This window comes from Enterobacter sp. AG326, assembly GCF_004362415.1.
Taxonomy (GTDB): Bacteria; Pseudomonadota; Gammaproteobacteria; order Enterobacterales; family Enterobacteriaceae; genus Enterobacter; species Enterobacter asburiae.
Window position 1 is genome coordinate 1,127,994 of sequence record NZ_SNXG01000001.1, and the last position, 18,815, is coordinate 1,146,808.

The 18,815-nt window shown below is 56.9% G+C and carries 16 protein-coding genes; 5 read left to right on the forward strand and 11 right to left on the reverse strand.

Going from position 1 to position 18,815, the window contains the following annotated elements; genetic code table 11:
- Positions 1 to 16 precede the first annotated feature (16 nt).
- From yeiB to DFO52_RS05335, 3 genes are all read right to left on the reverse strand, one after another.
- Entirely contained in the window at positions 17 to 1,174 is a 1,158-nt protein-coding gene (gene yeiB, locus DFO52_RS05325) for a DUF418 domain-containing protein YeiB (RefSeq protein WP_133549622.1), read from the reverse strand.
- A gap of 19 nt (positions 1,175 to 1,193) precedes the next feature.
- Entirely contained in the window at positions 1,194 to 1,862 is a 669-nt protein-coding gene (gene folE / locus DFO52_RS05330; protein ID WP_008500927.1) for a GTP cyclohydrolase I FolE, read from the reverse strand.
- Positions 1,863 to 1,964: 102 nt separating this feature from the next.
- Complete coding sequence (locus DFO52_RS05335; RefSeq protein ID WP_133549624.1) at positions 1,965 to 3,113, reverse strand: YbfB/YjiJ family MFS transporter; 1,149 nt, start codon at positions 3,111 to 3,113, stop codon at positions 1,965 to 1,967.
- Between the two features lie 138 nt (positions 3,114 to 3,251).
- Between DFO52_RS05335 and fghA the strand changes: the two genes are divergently transcribed.
- Positions 3,252 to 4,079, forward strand: a complete 828-nt coding sequence (gene fghA / locus DFO52_RS05340; RefSeq protein ID WP_133549626.1) for an S-formylglutathione hydrolase — start codon at positions 3,252 to 3,254, stop codon at positions 4,077 to 4,079.
- Between the two features lie 111 nt (positions 4,080 to 4,190).
- Here fghA and cirA read toward each other — a convergent pair whose 3' ends face one another.
- The 3 genes from cirA to yieE form a co-directional block, all read right to left on the reverse strand.
- Entirely contained in the window at positions 4,191 to 6,161 is a 1,971-nt protein-coding gene (gene cirA / locus DFO52_RS05345; RefSeq protein ID WP_133549628.1) for a catecholate siderophore receptor CirA, read from the reverse strand.
- Between the two features lie 224 nt (positions 6,162 to 6,385).
- Positions 6,386 to 7,855 (reverse strand): amino acid permease, encoded by a 1,470-nt coding sequence (locus tag DFO52_RS05350; protein ID WP_029740408.1) that lies wholly within the window; start codon positions 7,853 to 7,855, stop codon positions 6,386 to 6,388.
- A gap of 180 nt (positions 7,856 to 8,035) precedes the next feature.
- Positions 8,036 to 8,902: a DNA-binding transcriptional regulator YeiE gene (gene yieE / locus DFO52_RS05355; protein ID WP_023312476.1), complete on the reverse strand. Its 867-nt coding sequence runs from the start codon at positions 8,900 to 8,902 to the stop codon at positions 8,036 to 8,038.
- A 97-nt stretch (positions 8,903 to 8,999) separates the two neighbouring features.
- On the opposite strand from yieE, the gene DFO52_RS05360 reads away from it, so the two are divergent.
- On the forward strand, positions 9,000 to 10,046 hold the full coding sequence (locus DFO52_RS05360) for a YeiH family protein (protein ID WP_121931934.1): 1,047 nt from the start codon (positions 9,000 to 9,002) through the stop codon (positions 10,044 to 10,046).
- A gap of 64 nt (positions 10,047 to 10,110) precedes the next feature.
- A complete protein-coding gene (gene nfo, locus DFO52_RS05365; RefSeq protein WP_024908173.1) occupies positions 10,111 to 10,968 on the forward strand; it encodes a deoxyribonuclease IV in 858 nt (285 codons plus the stop codon).
- Between the two features lie 47 nt (positions 10,969 to 11,015).
- Here nfo and fruA read toward each other — a convergent pair whose 3' ends face one another.
- Genes fruA through fruB form a run of 3 tightly spaced genes read right to left on the reverse strand, consistent with a single transcriptional unit; the run spans position 11,016 to position 14,786 of the window.
- Entirely contained in the window at positions 11,016 to 12,701 is a 1,686-nt protein-coding gene (gene fruA, locus DFO52_RS05370; protein WP_133549630.1) for a PTS fructose transporter subunit IIBC, read from the reverse strand.
- A 16-nt stretch (positions 12,702 to 12,717) separates the two neighbouring features.
- Positions 12,718 to 13,656: a 1-phosphofructokinase gene (gene fruK, locus DFO52_RS05375; RefSeq protein ID WP_008500936.1), complete on the reverse strand. Its 939-nt coding sequence runs from the start codon at positions 13,654 to 13,656 to the stop codon at positions 12,718 to 12,720.
- Positions 13,656 to 14,786, reverse strand: a complete 1,131-nt coding sequence (gene fruB / locus DFO52_RS05380; RefSeq protein ID WP_029740969.1) for a fused PTS fructose transporter subunit IIA/HPr protein — start codon at positions 14,784 to 14,786, stop codon at positions 13,656 to 13,658. The genes fruK and fruB overlap by 1 nt, the downstream gene beginning before the upstream one ends.
- A 361-nt stretch (positions 14,787 to 15,147) precedes the next feature.
- On the opposite strand from fruB, the gene setB reads away from it, so the two are divergent.
- Positions 15,148 to 16,329, forward strand: coding sequence for a sugar efflux transporter SetB (setB, locus tag DFO52_RS05385; protein WP_029740968.1), 1,182 nt, complete (start codon positions 15,148 to 15,150; stop codon positions 16,327 to 16,329).
- Here setB and DFO52_RS05390 read toward each other — a convergent pair.
- Positions 16,326 to 16,580, reverse strand: coding sequence for a YkgJ family cysteine cluster protein (locus DFO52_RS05390; RefSeq protein WP_023312483.1), 255 nt, complete (start codon positions 16,578 to 16,580; stop codon positions 16,326 to 16,328). The two genes, setB and DFO52_RS05390, sit on opposite strands and share 4 nt — an antisense overlap.
- A 164-nt stretch (positions 16,581 to 16,744) precedes the next feature.
- Between DFO52_RS05390 and yeiP the strand changes: the two genes are divergently transcribed.
- The gene (yeiP, locus tag DFO52_RS05395; RefSeq protein WP_008500940.1) at positions 16,745 to 17,317 is read left to right on the forward strand and encodes an elongation factor P-like protein YeiP; all 573 of its coding nucleotides are present in this window, start codon (positions 16,745 to 16,747) and stop codon (positions 17,315 to 17,317) included.
- 115 nt (positions 17,318 to 17,432) lie between these two features.
- Here the strand turns inward: yeiP and uxuA are convergent, their stop codons facing one another.
- Positions 17,433 to 18,623: a mannonate dehydratase gene (gene uxuA / locus DFO52_RS05400; RefSeq protein WP_047647247.1), complete on the reverse strand. Its 1,191-nt coding sequence runs from the start codon at positions 18,621 to 18,623 to the stop codon at positions 17,433 to 17,435.
- Between the last annotated feature and the right edge of the window lie 192 nt (positions 18,624 to 18,815).

Consider the following 18,815-nt stretch of genomic DNA (forward strand, 5'->3'; position numbering starts at 1 on the left):
ATTGTGATCCAGATCGTTATCTGGATGTGTTCCTCAATGATACCCCTGAAGCATGTGCGGTTAACTGACGCCACACCCACTCCAGCGGTCCCTGGCGGAAATAACGTAGCCAGAGAACAGAAAACGCCAGGTTAATTCCCCAGACCGGAATAACAAACGCCAGCAGCGTGAGGCGGTCGAATTTCATAAACAGGCCAAGATGATAGAAAAGCGTGGTGCAGATAAGCGTTTGCAGGAGGTAATTGCTCAACGCCATGCGGCCTACGCAGGCGATAGCGCTGACGATCCACAGGCGGGAAAGCGTTGGCCAGAAGCCATAGATCAATGCCGCATAGCCGATGGTCTGGAACGGCGCGCTCAGTTCGCGCGGCACCTGGAGCAGGAACGCGCACCAGCGGTAATCCCAGTGGATGTGCCACTGCGTGATTATCGCCGGGAGGTTAATCAGCAAGCCGATCAGCACCAGCCCGACACCCGTTCGCCGATAGTGACGCAGGCTGAACTCCCCTTTCAGCCAGCCGGTGCGCATCAGTGACGCGCCCATCAGCATCATGCCCGCCAGCTGCCAGCCGTATTGCGCGCCCAGCGCAAGGAGGTTATCTCCCAGCATATCCGCGCGGTTGCTTATCGCTTCCGTACCGCCCTTCAGCTTCCAGTACTGTTCGTACTGCAGGTTAGCGGCATCCGGGATCCAGGAACGGTTCGTCGCCTCGCCGGAGATCATCCCCAGCAGCAGCAGGACCCCAAGCCCCATGACATAGAGCATCACGCCGGTGTTAAACAGGCTTTTTACGCTGTGCGCATCGCGAATCAGACGCCAGCAGATGAGCCCGACTAACCCATACGCGAGAAGAATATCGCCGTCCCAAAAGAACAGGCCGTGGATAAAGCCGAGGAGAACCAGCAGCGTCAGGCGCGACTGGATCCAGCGCGTACCACGTTTGAGGAGCAGTTGCAGACCTGCACCAAACAGCAGGGCAAACAGCGTGAGGAATTTAACCTGCGCGAAGAGATCGAGGACAGCCCAGGTCCAGGCATCACTGCGCGTGATGTCGCCATACCAGGCGGGATTGAGATAAGCCGCCTTCGGCAGGCCGAAGGCGCTGATATTAAGCAGCAGGATACCGAGAATGGCGACGCCGCGAACAAAATCGAGCGTGACGTTTCGCTCCATGGTTCCTGCCCTGTAAGACTTAGTTGTGGTGACGCACGGCGCGCAGGAACTCCTGGCGGGTATTCTGGCTCGATTTGAACAGGCCGCCCAGCGACGTGGTGGTCGTTGCACTGGTCGCATCACGCACGCCGCGCGCCTTCACGCAGTAATGAACCGCGTCGATAGAGACGGCCACGTTATTGGTGCCCAGCAGCGTTTGCAGCGCGGTCAGGATCTGCTGCGTCAGACGCTCCTGCACCTGCGGACGCTGAGCAAAGAACTGCACGATGCGGTTGATCTTCGACAGGCCAATCACCGTATCTTTTGGGATATACGCCACGGTCGCTTTACCGTCGATGGTCACAAAATGGTGTTCGCAGGTGCTGGTCAGCGTGATATCGCGTACCGTCACCATCTCATCCACTTTCATCTTGTTTTCAATGACGGTGATTTTCGGGAAATTGGCGTAATCCAGCCCGGAGAAAATTTCGTCGACGTACATTTTCGCGATGCGGTGCGGCGTCTCCATCAGACTGTCGTCACTCAGATCGAGATTCAGCAGCTCCATGATATCGGTCATATGACCGGCAATCAGACGCTTGCGGGTTTCATTGTCCAAATCCTGTACGGGCGGACGCAGTGGCGTTTCAAGACCGCGCGCAACCAGGGCTTCGTGGACCAGGGCAGCTTCTTTACTGAGTGATGACATTTTGTTCTCCTGCAGGTGTGGCGTCTTTTGCCCTCGTTGTGGCAAAAGTATGCGCTCATTGTGCGTGAGGCGGCGCACATAATCCAGTATTCACGACGATAATTATTGCAATTGCTGTTGCCTTTCAGCGTGACGATTCCAGACCAGGACTCCCCCGACGAACAGCGCAACGCCCGCCAGCCCCAGCGCTGGCTCCAGCCGGTGGGTAAGCCAGGTTGATAACGCCGAGGTCATCGGGCCAATCAACTGACCAATCGCATACCCGGTGGTGAGCAGGCCGGCCATATAGCGCGTGTGGTTTGGCGCCAGCTCGCGACCGTATAAAAGAGAGAGCTGCACGGCACACAGGAAACCGCCCCCCACCAGCAGCCCGCCCGTCAGCAAACCGCCAATCCCCGGCAGCAGCCAGGCCGCCAGCACGCCAGCTCCCTGTAACCAGAGCACGATAGCCAGCCTGCGGTTAGCCGTTGAGGTGTGGCGTAAAAGAATACTGAGTGCAATGCCCACCACGGCGGCGATGCCAAAAATCGGCCAGACAAACTGGGCAAACAGGCTGCCGGGAAAACGCACCGCCGCCATTTGCGACAGGAATGTCGCCGGGAGGATATAGCCAAACCCGGCCAGGCTGTAGCTCCAGACCAGGCGCTTTAAATCCGCCGTCAGCACCAGCGGCTCCGGCGCGGTGCCTGGGCGATGGAGCTGGCCGGATCGCGGAAGGTAGCGCGCCACCAGCGCAATCAGCACCAGCGCCAGCACGCCGTAGATTTGCCATGCCGCACCGGCCGAAAGAGATTTCGCCTGAATATAAACGGCGAGCAGCCCGCTCAGGGCAATGCCCGCCCCCGGCCCGGCAAACACGGCGGCGCTCAGGCCCGGTTTACCCAACTGCCCCAGCCGTTCGTTGGTCCAGGCGGCAATGAGTACCATCGACCAGCCGCTCATGCAGCCAATCACGAAGCGCAGCAGGCCGTGCACGACGGCGTTATCCGCCGCCGCGGAGAGCAGCGTCAGCGCAACCGCGCCGGTAATGCCAAGCCAGAGGCGCGTTTCCACAAAGCGGTGCGCGCGCATGGCATCCCATGCGCCCACCAGATAGCCCAGATAATTCATCGCCGCGACCAGACCCGCGCTGGTCAGCGTAAGCTGCCCGGCAGCAATCATGAGCGGCACCTGAGGCGTAAAGGCAAAGCGCCCTATCCCCATTGCCACCACCAGAACGACAAACCCACTGAGCGCAATACGCAGCGCCATGACCGCCCCAATTGTTAAAAAAAAGTAAATTTATGATGCAGCATCTCGCCGTCTGGCGAAAGTGAAAGTTACTCACAGGTCAATGAAAAGGCTGTATTATGGTTTTTATGAATACGCATTCTCATTAAGGAGCCCTGCATGGAACTGCTCGAAGAGCACCGTTGTTTTGAAGGTCGACAGCAGCGCTGGCGGCATGACTCCACCGTCCTGAACTGTGCGATGACGTTCAGCATTTTCCTGCCGCCGACGGAAAATCCGCCGGTTCTGTTCTGGCTTTCAGGCCTGACCTGCAACGACGAAAACTTCACCACCAAAGCGGGCGCGCAGCGTGTTGCCGCCGAGCTGGGTATTGCGCTGGTGATGCCTGATACCAGCCCGCGTGGCGATGATGTGGCCGACGATGCAGGATACGACCTGGGCAAAGGCGCCGGGTTTTATCTCAATGCGACCGAGCAGCCCTGGGCGCGCCACTACCGCATGTATGACTACATTCGCGACGAGCTGCCCGCGCTGATTCAGTCCGGGTTTGCGGTAAGCGACCGCTGCGCCATCAGCGGACACTCCATGGGCGGACACGGGGCGCTAATCATGGCGCTAAAAAATCCGGGAAAATACGTCAGCGTGTCGGCATTTGCGCCAATTGTGAACCCAACGCAGGTGCCGTGGGGGCAGAAAGCCTTCACGAACTATCTGGGTGAAGATGAAGCAAAATGGCAGGAATGGGACAGCTTTGCGCTGATGCTGGCCAGCAGCTCGGCAAATGCGATCCCGATGCTTATCGATCAGGGCGATGCGGATCAGTTCCTCGCCGGGCAGCTACAGCCTGCGGTGCTCGCAGAAGCGGCACGCCAGAAGGACTGGCCGCTGACGCTGCGCATTCAGCCGGGGTATGACCACAGCTATTACTTCATCGCGTCCTTTATTGAGGATCATCTCCGCTTCCACGCGGAGCATTTGTTTGGGTAAGTGCGAGTGTGTGCGCTCTGATGCCCTCACCCTGGCCCTCTCCCACAGGGAGAGGGAACAAATACTAAAAACGGCAACTTACGTTGCCGTTTTGCTTTTACCCTGGCCTCATCAGAACTTGTAATCCACACCGACAAAGTAGCGACGGCCATCTTCCGTATAGCTGTAATCGTCGCGGCTCAGATCTTTATCCAGCAGGTTCTGCACGCCCGCGCGCAGCTTAACGGCTTTCGTTACCTGCCACGCGGCGCCGGTATTCCAGATGACATAGCCACCCGGCGTTGCTGCACTGCTGGTCAGCGCGCGTTTCTCACCGGTGTAGTTGCCCTGAACGTAGAACGACCAGTCCTGCGTTGCCTTCCAGTCAACGGTACCGTTGGCGGTATGGAACGGCAGATCGGACAGCGGCTTGTTGCCGCCGTTGCTGATATCGCGACCGTCGTTGTAGGTGTAGTTCAGCGTCACCTTCCAGTCTTCGGCAACCGGGAACTTAACCTCGGTTTCCACACCGCGGATGCGCGCCTTGTTAACGTTGTAGTAGCGGAAAATCGGTTCACCGTCCGCATTCAGGCCAACGTAGTTAGGGTAACCCTGCGCCTGTTTTGCATTGGCCGTACGGCTGATGCTGATGCGGTCATCCACGTTATTCTGGAAGGTGGTGACGCTGGCCTGCACGCCCTCTAACCAGCCCTCTTCCCCGCTGTAGTACAGACCAAATTCAAAGCTCTCGCTGGTTTCCGGTTTCAGATCCGGGTTACCGACAATCTCACAGGCACCGCGACACGAGCCGGTAACCCAGTCCGGGCTAAGCTGCAGCAGCGACGGCGCTTTAAACGCGGTGGCCCAGCCCCCTTTCACCGTTACGGTATCGGTCGCGTTGTAAACCAGATAGGCTCGCGGGCTCCAGTGATCGCCGTAGGTATCATGGTCGTCCATACGGATGCCGGTGGTCAGCGCCAGAGGTTCAAAGAGACGCCACTCGTCTTCCAGAAACAGGGCATACTGGCTTGTCGACGTACTGCTGCTGGAACCGCCCGTCAGGTTGACCGGATCTTTCAGCTTATCGTGACGCCATTCGCCGCCGAAGGTCAGCAGCTGGTTGATTTCGCCCAGCGGCAGCACGTATTTTCCGTCCACCGCGTTGCTCTCGGAGGTGATAGGATTGCTGTTGCCCGGATTTTTGTTATCCACCTTTTCGCCGTAAACCTTCAGCTCGCTGTTGCCGACGCCCCAACGGCCGTTGTGGCTGAGTGAGTAGTTCTGACGTTCAAGGCGGTTTTTGTCGAGGGAATCCGAGTCGCGATCCTGACGGTCGAAGCCGTAGCCCGCCGTAAAGTCGTGATTTTCAGACGGTGTCCAGGCGAATTCCACATTCGCATCGCGGCTGGTGAAGCCTTCAATGCGCGGCGTTTCACCGCTCGCCGTGGTGGAGGACTTCTGCTGACCGTCTTTCTCACGCTTCGCGAGGCTACCGTAGCCTTTCAGCCCCAGCAGGCCGTCCACCAGCGGACCGCTGGTATAGAACTGGCCGTTGTACGTGTCTCCACGGTCGCGGTGCTCCTGAATCGTGGAATCAGCGCTCAGGGTGCCCGTCCATTTCTGGCCGATTTTTTTGGTGATAATGTTCACCACGCCGCCCAGCGCATCGGAACCGTACAGAGAAGACATCGGTCCGCGCACCACTTCGATGCGTTCGATGGCGTCAACCGGCACCCAGTTGAGGTCGAAATCATTATGGCGGAACACCGCGTTACGCGAGTTGACGCGCTTGCCGTCGATCAGGATCAGCGTATAGCTGCTGTCCAGTCCACGAATACTTACCCCTTTACGGTTGTCCCCTTCGCTCGTGAGCTGAACGCCCGGCACCTCCCGTAACACATCTTTCAGATTCTGAACGGGTTTGCGCTGCAAATCTTCCTGGGTAATCACGCTGATGCTTGCCGGTGCGTCTTTCAGGTTTTGCTCGGTCGCGGAGGCCGTTACAACCATTGTGTCGCCGGATTCCGCTGCGATAACAGGCAGGGCCAGGGACATTGCGGACGCACAAAGTCCTCCCCTGACGAAGGGATTCAACCTAAACATTCCATATCTCCATGAGGTAAATACAACTAAATCAAATCATCATTGCTCACAGCGTCTTCCTTGCCGCCCACATCTGCGGTGGGTCGGTGATACGCTTATTTTTGATAACGATAAAGCAAACGATAATTATTATCAATTAAATTGTTAAAAAATATATCTTTATTTCAGGATGCGGGCATAAAAAAACCCGCTCGAATGAGCGGGTTAAAAGAGAGGAAGTGCGGTTATTGTTTAAATCGTTCCGGGAATTCCATTTCACTGTAGCGAACGAATTTTGTTCCTTTCGTCAGCTTGTAGCCAAACCAGATGACGAGGAACAGCGGAATACCAATGTAGGTCGCCGTCACGGCGCCCCAGTCAATGGTGTCCGCCAGGAACGCTTCATAGTTCTGTCCAAGCGTAATGATCAGGCACAGAATGAAGGCGAAAATAGGACCCAGCGGGAAGAAGCCGGAGCGATACGGCAGCGAGTTAATATCGTGACCCTGCTTAACGAAACCGCGGCGGAAACGGTAGTGGCTAATGGCAATCCCCAGCCAGGCAATAAAGCCCGTCATCCCGGACGTGTTAAGCAGCCACAGGTACACCGTCTGGTTGCCAAACATGGAGGTCAGGAAGCACAGACCGGCAATCACCGTCGTAGCGTACAGTGCGTTACGCGGCACGCCGCCACGGGACAGCTTCGCGAAGATACGCGGGGCTTTACCGTCGCATGCCAGCGTGTAGAGCATACGGGTAGAGGCGTACATCCCGGAGTTACCGGCTGAAAGCACAGCGGTCAGGATAACGGCGTTCATCACCGCCGCGGCTGAAAGCAGACCGGCGTGCTGGAAGACCAGCGTGAACGGGCTGACGCTAATGTCTTTTACGTCATTACGCAGCAGGCTTGGATCGGTGTACGGGATAATCAGGCTGATAATCAGGATCGCGAACACATAGAACAGCAGGATACGCCAGAATACCTGACGGACCGCGCGCGGAATATTTTTCTCCGGGTTCTCTGACTCACCGGCGGCGATACCAATCAGCTCGGTCCCCTGGAAGGAGAAGCCGACAATCATCGCCACGCCAATCATCGCCGACAGTCCACCGGCAAACGGCGCATCGCCTATCGTCCAGTTACTCCAGCCAACAGGTTCAGCGCCTTTGAAAATACCAACGATCATCGCCACACCGACGACGATAAAGATGATGACGGTTGCCACTTTAATCAAAGAGAACCAGTATTCCGCTTCGCCGAAACCGCGTACGGAGATGTAGTTCAGCAGGAAGATGACGGCCAGGAACAGGGCGCTCCAGATCCAGCCCGGCGTATCCGGGAACCACCAGTTCATCACCAGCTGTGCGGCGACAAGGTCAACGGCGATAGTGACCGCCCAGTTGTACCAGTAGTTCCAGCCCAGCGCGAAGCCGAAGCCTTCTTCAACGTATTTTTGACCGTAGGTTGAGAACGAACCGGATACCGGCATATACGCGGCCAGTTCGCCGAGACTGGTCATCAGGAAGTACACCATCAGGCCAATCAGGATATAAGAGAAGAGTGCCCCACCCGGGCCTGCTGCCGAAATCGTTGCGCCAGAGGCAACGAAAAGACCTGTACCGATTGAGCCGCCAATGGCGATCATCGTCAGGTGACGCGCCTTGAGTTCACGACGTAGCGTGGGCGCTTCTGTGGTTTTAATTTCTGAAACCATATGAAAATGCTGTCCATTTAATAAATGAGGCGCGATTGTAGCAGACGATCCGCGTTCCTTCCGGCAGAAATACTCAGTTATAAGAGAGCTTCATGACTCGGCCAGGATTATAAGTAAAGCATAAAAATGTGGGGTGACAGGCGCGCGTAGCCCCGGTAAGCGAAGCGCCACCGGGGAAGGTTAAATGGCGCAGTAGCGCAGAAAACGCTGCAGAGAGCTGGAAAGGTGTTTCTGACGGTGATGGATGCACCATAGCGTGCGCACCAGCTTCGGCAATGGAACCGGGATTTCAACCAGCGACCCCGTCTCAAGCTGTTCGGCAATGACGCGCCGGGAAAGACAGCTGATCCCCAGGCCATGACGCACCGCGTGCTTAATCGCCTCTGAGTTCCCCAGCTCCATCCCTAACTGGAAATGCGGCAGATGGGAAAGCAGCAAATAATCGACAATTTCACGCGTGCCGGAGCCCTGCTCGCGCAGGATCCACTGCGCCTGCGCCAGGCGCTCCAGCGTCACCTCGCCCTGCAATAACGACGAGGCCGGGGACGCAAACACCACCAACTCATCTTCCAGCCAGGGCTCGGCAATGATATCGACGTTATGACAAGGTCCTTCGATGAGGCCGATATCCACGCGGAAATCGATCACCGCGTTGATAACGTCCTGGCTATTGCCCACGCTCATCTCCAGCGGCAGGGTGGGAAAATCCCGGCGGTAGCGGGCAATCACTTCCGGCAGAATGTAGTTCCCAATGGTGCTGCTGGCATAGACGCGGATCGCGCCGTTGTCTTCGCGGAACAGCTGTTCGATTTCGATAGCCTGCTCCAGCAGCGCCAGCGCGCGTGGATAAAGAAGACGACCGTGCTCGTTGACCACCAGACGCTTCCCTACCCTGTCGAAAAGCTGCACGCCCAGCTGTCCTTCAAGATCGGTCAACGCCGCGCTGACCGCAGACTGCGAGAGCGCCAGCATTTGTGACGCCTGGGTTGTCGAGCCGCTTTTCAGCACCTCGGCAAACACTTCCAGCTGACGCAATGTAATGTGCATGGTTGCTTACCACTTATATAGATTGATTATAAGTATATAATCAATTTTATTTTTAAGCCAGAGCGCCGTAACCTTTAGCCAGACAAAGGAGAAGGTTATGTCAGAAATCACCCTACAACATCATCGTACAGTGCGGCACTTCGTGCCGGGCCTTGCGCTTAGCGCAGCAGTGACCGCCGTAGCATTATGGGGCGGCAGCATCCCGGCTATCGCAGGCGCGGGTTTTAGCGCGTTGACGCTGGCCATTTTGCTGGGCATGGTCGTGGGAAATACCGTTTACCCACATATCTGGAAATCCTGCGACGGCGGCGTGATCTTTGCCAAACAGCACCTGCTGCGTCTCGGGATCATCCTTTACGGCTTCCGTCTCACTTTTTCGCAGATTGCGGACGTGGGCGTGAGCGGAATTGCCATCGACGTCCTGACCCTGACCAGCACCTTTTTGCTGGCCTGCTTTATCGGCCAGAAAGTCTTTGGCCTGGATAAGCAAACCAGCTGGCTAATCGGTGCCGGGAGCAGTATCTGTGGGGCCGCGGCGGTGCTGGCAACAGAGCCAGTCGTTAAAGCCGAAGCCAGCAAGGTGACCGTGGCGGTAGCGACGGTGGTGATCTTCGGTACGCTGGCGATCTTCCTCTACCCGGCTATGTATCCGCTGGTGGCGCACTGGTTTAGCCCGGAAACCTACGGCATCTATATCGGTTCGACCATGCACGAAGTGGCCCAGGTGGTGGCGGCAGGACATGCCATTAACCCGGAAGCTGAAAACGCGGCGGTGATTGCCAAAATGCTGCGCGTAATGATGCTGGCACCGTTCCTGATTTTCCTCGCGGCGCGGGTTAAGCAGCTGGCACCGGCAGGCGGCAGCGAGAAAAGCAAAATCACCATTCCGTGGTTTGCGATCCTGTTCATCGTGGTTGCTATCTTTAACTCCTTCCACCTGCTGCCGAAAGCCGTTGTCGATATGCTGGTGACGCTGGATACCGTGCTGCTGGCGATGGCCATGGCGGCGCTGGGGGTCACTACACACGTCAGCGCGCTGAAAAAAGCCGGTGCCAAACCGCTGCTGATGGCGCTGGTGCTCTTCATCTGGCTGATTGTCGGCGGCGGAGCGATTAACCTGGCGGTGCACAGCCTGATGGCATAAACCATCTCGTCCTTCTCCTGCTAACCCGCTATCATAAGCGTTTCGGGTTAGCAGGAGTTTTTTTATGAAATATGTTGGAGCGCACGTCAGCGCTGCAGGTGGCCTTGCGAATGCCGCCATTCGCGCCGCCGAAATCGAGGCGACCGCTTTCGCCCTGTTCACCAAAAACCAGCGCCAGTGGCGCGCCGCAGCGCTCACCGCTGAGGTGATTGATGATTTCAAGGCCGCCTGTGAGAAGTATCACTACGGGCCAGGCCAGATCCTCCCCCACGACAGCTACCTGATCAACCTCGGTCACCCGGTTGAAGAGGCGCTGGAAAAATCCCGCGAGGCGTTTCTTGATGAAGTACAGCGCTGCGAACAGCTGGGGCTGACGCTGCTGAACTTCCATCCGGGTAGCCATCTGATGCAAATCGATGAAGATGCCTGCCTGGCGCGCATTGCCGAGTCCATCAACATCACGCTGGACAAGACCAAAGGCGTCACCGCGGTAATTGAAAATACCGCCGGTCAGGGCAGCAACCTCGGCTTTAGGTTCGAACATCTGGCGGCGATCATCGACGGCGTGGAGGATAAATCCCGCGTTGGCGTATGCATTGATACCTGCCACGCGTTTGCCGCCGGCTATGACTTGCGCACCACCGAGGCAACGAAAAACACGTTCGATGAGTTCGAGCGCATTGTGGGCTTTAAGTACCTGCGCGGCATGCACCTGAACGATGCGAAAAGTGCGTTCGGCAGCCGCGTTGACCGCCACCACAGCCTGGGCGAAGGCAACATCGGCCACGATGCGTTCCGCTTCATTATGCAGGATGCCCGCTTCGACGGTATTCCGATGGTGCTGGAAACCATTAATCCGGACATCTGGGCAGAAGAGATTGCCTGGCTGAAGGCACAGCAAACCGCTGAACAGGCGGCATAAAAAAAGCCGGGTGCATAATGCAACCCGGCTTTTTTGTTGTTTATCGCTTACGCTGCTTTCGCCACAATTTCCGCTTCCGGACGTTTCAGCACTGCGTATGACAGACCCGCCACCAGTGTACCGGCAACGATGGCCAGCAGGTAGCCCAGGACCGGGGTGATGGCGCCAGGGATCAGCAGCACAAACAGACCGCCGTGAGGTGCCATCAGCTTCGCGCCAATCGCCATGGAGATCGCACCCGTCACTGCCCCCCCCGCGATACAGCACGGCAGTACACGCATTGGGTCACGAGCCGCGAACGGAATCGCGCCTTCGGTAATGAAGCACAAGCCCAGAACCAGCGCCGCTTTGCCGCCTTCCTGCTGTGCTTTATCGAACTTACGACGGGCAATAATCGTCGCCAGGCCGAGCGCCAGAGGAGGCACCATACCTGCCGCCATGATGGCTGCCATTGGTGCGTAGGTCTGGGTACTCAGCAGGCCAACACCAAAGGCGTACGCCGCTTTGTTTACCGGACCACCCATGTCGGTACACATCATGCCGCCGAGGATTGCGCCCAGCAGAACCGCGTTCGCGGTACCCATGGTTTGCAGCCAGTGGGTCAGACCCGCCAGAATGCCCGCAACCGGCTTACCAATCAGGTAAATCATCGCCAGACCGACCACCAGGCTGGAAATCAGCGGGATGATCAGAATCGGTTTCAGCGCTTCCATACTCTGAGGCAGCTTGAGCTTCGAGCTGATGAGCTTCGCGACGTAACCGGCCAGGAAGCCCGCGATAATACCGCCGATAAAGCCAGAACCGGTACTCACGGCCAGCATACCGCCGATAAGGCCCGGCGTCAGGCCAGGACGGTCAGCGATGGAGAAGGCAATAAAGCCTGCCAGAACGGGGACCATCAGTGCGAACGCGGATCCGCCGCCAATCTGCATTAACGCAGCGGCCAGCGTGCCTTGCTCTTTAAACGCGGTAATACCAAATGCGAACGAGAGAGCAATACACAGACCGCCCGCAACCACCATCGGCAGCATGTAAGACACACCGGTCAACAGATGGCGATAGGCGCCCGCAGACGCTTTCTTACCTTCCGTCGCGGTTTGACGCGCGCCGGTTGCCTGATACGGCTTCGCTTCCACCAGCGCCTTATCAAACTCCTGCGCGGTCTTTTTCAGCGCCAGGCCGGTAGACGTACGGTACATGGGCTTACCGGCAAATTTTGCCAGGTCCACTTCGATATCCGCCGCCACGATCACCAGATCGGCCTCAGCCACTTCTTCAGGGGTGATAGCGTTGCCGGCACCGACGGAGCCGCGCGTTTCAACTTTTACCCACCAGCCGCGTTTTTTCGCTTCGGTTTCAATGGCTTCAGCTGCCATAAATGTGTGAGCCACGCCCGTCGGGCAGGCCGTCACCGCAACAATGCGTTTCGGACCTGCAGCCGCAGCCGGTGCCGTCGCGACAGGCGCGCTATAGACAGACGCGTGACCTTTCGCTTCGCTCAGGAACAATTCCGGATGTGCAACCGCGCGATTAATATCGCCCAGCCACACTTTTTTGCCGTTCAGCGCACTGTCAGCCGGGATTTTGTCGCCCAGTACAATGGCCAGTTCTGCATCGCCTGGATTATCGATAATGTCCAGATGTGCTTTTTGTGCCGCCGCGCCCAGCAAGGTCTTCGCCATATAGGCGCGGGCCTGTCCGAGACCGGAGTCAATGATCAGCAGCGTTTTCATTATTCCTCTCCTGCTGTTAGTTAAAAGGTTTTAAGTCAACGCGCGCCATCATCGCGGCTAACTGGGTACGATCGGTAATGCCGACATTGCTCTGGCTTACGGCCAGGGCAGCAACGGCGGTGGCAAGACGTAAAGTATGTTCACTGGATTCACGCATCAGCAGACCATAAATCAGGCCGCCAACCATGGAATCCCCTGCGCCAACGGTGCTGACAACTTCCATTGACGGCGGTTTGGCGATCCATTCGCCAGACGCGTTAACCCACAGCGCGCCTTCTGCACCAAGAGAGATCACCACGTGAGCGATACCCTGCTCGCGCAGCGCATGGGCAGCGTCAATCACATCTTTTAATTCTGGCAGCTTACGACCCGCCCAGATCTCCAGCTCGCGGCGATTCGGCTTCACCAGCCACGGCGAGGCTTTCAGACCGGCAACCAGCGCGTCGCGGCTGCTGTCAAAAATGATGCACGGGCACTGGCTGCGCAGACGCGTCATCCAGTCGGTAAACGCTTCCGGGCTGACGCCGGACGGCAGGCTGCCGCTGACGCAGACCATGTCAAACTGACCAAGCCAGGTCAGAGAGTCGTTAACAAAACGCTCCCAGTCTGACGGCGTCACTTCGAAGCCAGAGAAGTTCAGATCGGTCACTTCACCGTCTTTCTCCGTCAGCTTAACGTTGATGCGGGTACGGCCCTGGACAACCTGAAAACGGTTGGCAATGCCCAGCTCGCTGAACAGCTGCTGGAAACCATCCTGGTTATCTTTACCGAGGAATCCACCCACGGTGACGTCGATACCGAGATCCTTGAGCACTTTCGCGACGTTAATTCCTTTACCCGCAGCATGCAGGCCAGTGGTACGCACGAGGTTGACTTCGCCGCGCTCAATTTCCGGGCAAAATCCTACCAGGTCATAAGCCGGGTTCAGCGTAATAGTCGCAACACGTCTGCTCATTATGCGCCCTCCCCCAGACCCGCCGCGATGGCATCGCCAATCGCTTTCAGCGCCTGTTCAGCATCGGCACCCTGCGCGGTGAAACGCAGACGGTGGCCTTTCTTCACGCCCAGCGCGACAACTTTCATCAGACTACGGCCGTTGGCCGGTTTGCCCGTGCCATCAAGATTCGCCACGGTGATCTCACTCTCGAATTGTTTAATGGTATTCACCAGCATGGTGCCCGGACGGGCATGCAGGCCGTGCTCGTTACGTACCACGAACTCAGCGGTCTGCACGTCTTCAGTCGGCGCATCATCACTGGTCAGCAGTGCCAGCACGGTGGAGGCATCAGCGTTCAGCAGTTTTTCAGCTTTGTTGTTCAGCAGCAGATCGCCCAGACGCTTCAGCACGGAAACCGGCTGATCGTCGTTCATCGCCACGGTCACCAGCATGGCCGCGAGCTCGCCTTCTACGTCAAACGGATTGGCCGCGCGGCTCACGGCGATAGCGCTGCGCAGGTTGCCTTCAGCACTGTCGTTCAGCCAGATACCCTGACCCAGATTCAACGGCTTATCGTTAATCACGCGCGTCACAAACGTGGCATCCGCCGCGCCGGCTTCTTTCAGACGACCCGCGTTCAGCGCCTGCAACGTCACCAGATCGGAGGCAACCACGTCCAGCGTCAGCGTTTCATTATCCAGCTTCAGCGCTTCGCTCTGTTTTTCGCCCATCAGCAAGGCGCGCAGCTCTTCAGCTGTGGTGGCGGACTTAAGCTGTTCAGCCACGTCGTCATCGCTCAGGACATGCGTCAGCTGACGCAGCAGGCCTAAGTGTTCATCGCTGCTGGCCGCGATACCTATAGCCACGTAGGCCACCTGACCGTCGCCCCAGAGCACGCCCTGCGGGAACTGATAAACCTGAACGCCGGTTTTCAACACCTGATCGCGGGTGTCGGTTGTGCCGTGCGGAATGGCAATGCCATTGCCGAGGAAGGTTGAGGTCTGCTGCTCGCGGGCCAGCATGCCGTTGACATAGCCGTCCGCGACGTTACCCGCCTGCACAAGCGCAGCGGCAACCTGGCGAATAGCCTCTTCTTTATCCCCGGCCTGAGCGCCCGGGTGGATATCCTGAACAGATAACTGGAACATGGTTCTCCACTCCTGCTGAACTTGAATCGTTTCAGCTTTAATGAGAAAAAATGCGCTAGCCTGCTCCGTTTGTTAAAACAAGATAGCGCTGAAACGTTTCAAAAAGTCTTGCGCTTTCTGCAATGTCTTGCAAGTAAACTCGTATTTCTGATATCAGAATTTAGAGATACAGCACATTTCTTCTTCGTTCAGCTGAATTTTGCTGAAGTTCAGCAAGACAGTTTCAGCTAAGGTCAGCCGGGCGGGACGTAAGTTGAAATGCCATTTTGATTTTTCGTGGCATCATTGACCGCACCCACTGTTTATTTTTTAGCTGACGGCGTAAACTCCGCCCCTCTCTGCTACTCGCTAATTATAAAACATGCATAACACCCCTGCGGCCGTCTCGCCGAAGCCCTTTGATTTGACCTCCGCGGCGTTCCTGGTTGTTGCCTTCTTCACGGGCATTGCCGGTGCGTTACAGACGCCGACATTGAGCTTATTCCTGACAAATGAGGTTCACGTCCGTCCAGCGATGGTGGGCTTCTTTTTTACCGGAAGCGCCATCATCGGCATCCTGGTCAGCCAGTTTCTGGCGGGACGATCCGACAGAAAAGGCGATCGTAAAAGCCTGATCGTTTTCTGCTGTCTGCTGGGGGTCATGGCCTGCGTTCTGTTCGCCTGGAACCGCAACTATTTCATTCTGCTCTTCGTCGGAGTATTCCTGAGCAGCTTTGGCTCAACGGCGAACCCTCAGCTGTTCGCCCTTGCCCGCGAACACGCGGACCATACCGGACGTGAAGCGGTGATGTTCAGCTCTGTCCTGCGTGCTCAGGTGTCGCTGGCATGGGTGATTGGCCCGCCGCTAGCCTACGCGCTGGCGATGGGTTTTGGCTTTACGGTGATGTACCTGAGCGCGGCCGTCGCGTTTGTGGTGTGCGGAGCGCTGGTGTGGTTCTTCCTGCCGTCCATGCGCAAAGAGCCCAAAGTGGCAACGGGCGTGCTGGAAGCGCCGCGCCGTAACCGCCGCGATGCCCTGCTCCTGTTTGTTATCTGTACGCTGATGTGGGGCACCAACAGCCTGTATATCATCAATATGCCGCTGTTTATTATTGATGAACTGCACCTGTCGGAGAAGCTGGCGGGCATCATGATGGGGACCGCGGCCGGGCTTGAGATCCCGACGATGCTCATTGCGGGCTATTACGCAAAGCGCTTCGGAAAGCGTTTTTTAATGCGCATCGCCGCCGTCGCCGGTCTGTTGTTCTATATCGGTATGCTGACGGTACATACGCCGGGGCTGTTGCTGGCTTTACAGCTGCTGAACGCCATCTATATTGGCATTCTCGCCGGAATAGGCATGCTCTATTTTCAGGATCTGATGCCGGGTCAGGCAGGCTCTGCCACCACCCTTTATACTAATACCACCCGCGTGGGCTGGATTATCGCGGGTTCAATGGCCGGTGTCGTTGCCGAAATCTGGAACTATCACACGGTGTTCTGGATTGCGCTGGTGATGTGTACGCTGACGATCGGCTGTCTGGCGAGAATTAAAGACGTTTAGGGCGCGGTGAGCGCTTCCAGCTCAAGAAGGTACGTCATCGCCTGCCCTCGCGTGCTGCCACACATTTCGGCAGTGGGCTGAAGCCCGGAGCAGACTTTCGGGCGCAGCGGCGAGCCAAAGATCATGCACAGGTTAGTTTCCGAGAGCTGGACACAGCGGGTATTGGCAGGCTTACCCTCCGGCATTCCTGGAATGGGGCTTGAAATGGACGGTGCAGTACAGCACGCGCCACAATCGGGACGGCAATCCATAAATGCTCTCTTTCGCTGACGATCGCCCGCGCAGTCGGGCATCGCGCGCACAGTAACACCTTTTGCGTATTGATAGCAAAAGCCACGAATTCCTCTTGCCTGAAAGGCCGCGCGCGAGTAATTTGGCGCGATATTTTTTACCTCCCGTAAACAGGATTACTGCAATGCCAAGAGCGAACGAAATTAAGAAAGGTATGGTGCTGAATTACAACGGCAAACTGCTGATTGTGAAAGATATCGACATTCAGGCACCAAGCGCCCGTGGTGCAGCAACGCTGTACAAAATGCGTTTCGCCGATGTGCGTACCGGCCTGAAGGTGGAAGAGCGCTTTAAAGGTGACGATATCGTCGATACCGTGACCCTGACCCGTCGCTACGTTGATTTCTCCTACATCGACGGCAACGAATACGTGTTCATGGACAAAGAAGATTACACCCCGTACATCTTCACCAAAGATCAGATTGAAGAAGAGCTGCTGTTCATCCCTGAAGGCGGCATGCCTGACATGCAGGTCCTGACCTGGGACGGCGTTCTGCTGGCGCTGGAGCTGCCTCAGACCGTCGATCTGGAAATCGTTGAAACCGCACCAGGTATCAAAGGCGCATCCGCAAGTGCCCGCAACAAACCGGCTACCCTGACCACCGGCCTGGTTGTGCAGGTGCCGGAATACCTCTCCGCTGGCGAGAAAATCCGCATCCATATCGAAGAAAAACGCTATATGGGTCGCGCTGACTGATTGCAGCGTTTGTCGGGTGGCGGCTTCGCCTTGCCCGACCGACAAAACACAAAAACCGGCTCTCAGGCCGGTTTTTTTATAGCCCGGTAAGCGTAGTGCCACCGGGCAACAGAGCTTACAGAAGCTCCGGATACTTCGTCATCTTCAGCGCCAGCTCCACGCCGCGCACTTCCGCCATCCCTTTAAGACGGCCAATCGCCGAATAGCCCGGGTTGGTTTTCTTACGCAGATCGTCCAGCATCTGGTGGCCGTGATCCGGACGGAACGGAATAGGACGCACATCGCCCGCCTGCTTGCGACGCGCCTCTTCCGCCAGAATGGCGTCTACCACCGCAACCATATTCACATCGCCGCCCAGGTGCGCCGCCTCGTGGAAGGTTTTTGGGTTTTCTTCGCGGCAGGTCGCGCGCAGATGCGTGAAGTGGATACGATCGCCGAAGGTTTCAATCATCCGCACCAGGTCGTTATCCGCACGCACGCCGTAGGAGCCGGTACACATGGTAAAGCCGTTATAGATGCTGTTTACCGTCTCTTTCAGCCACTGCATATCTTCAATAGTGGAAACAATGCGCGGCAGGCCGAGGATAGGACGCGGTGGATCGTCCGGGTGCACGGCGAGGCGTACCCCTGCCTCTTCAGCAACCGGCACGATAGCGCGCAGGAAGTACGCCATGTTTTCACGCAGCTGCTGCTTATCAATATCGCCGTATTCCGCCAGGCGCGCGCGGAACTGATCCAGGGTATACCCCTCTTCAGCTCCCGGCAGGCCCGCAATGATATTACGGGTCAGCTTTTCGATGTCCGCGTCGTTGGCTGCATTGAACCATTCGAGCGCCTGCTGCTGCTCTTCCGCGGTGTAATCCGCTTCGGCGCCAGGGCGTTTCAAAATGTGCAGCTCAAACGCCGCGAAGGCGATCTGGTCGAAACGCAGCGCTTTCGAGCCGTCCGGCATCTGGTATTCAAGGTCGGTACGCGTCCAGTCGAGGATGGGCATGAAGTTATAGCAAACCGTATCAATGCCGCAGGCCGCCAGGTTGCGAATGCTCTGCTGATAGTTAGCAATCCAGGTCTGGTACTCCCCTGAATGGGTTTTGATGTCTTCGTGAACCGGGATGCTTTCCACCACAGACCAGGTTAACCCCTTCTCCGCCAGCAGCGCCTGACGCTGTTGAATTTCCTCTACCGGCCATACCTGACCGTTTGGAATATGATGCAGCGCCGTGACGACACCCGTTGCGCCAGCCTGGCGCACATCATCAAGAGAAACCGGATCGTTCGGCCCGTACCAACGCCAGGTTTGTTCCATTGCCTCACCCTCTTAAGTTGTTATACCAATATGCGTTACTGCAATGACGACTACCATACATGTTTGCCGCCAAGGGTCAACATACCGCCACACATTGATTGATCAAACTCACAGAACGGGGATATTTACGGCTCACCAATTTTATTTGCTGTCATATAACTTTACACTGGCATTGTTAATTAATGGTTAATC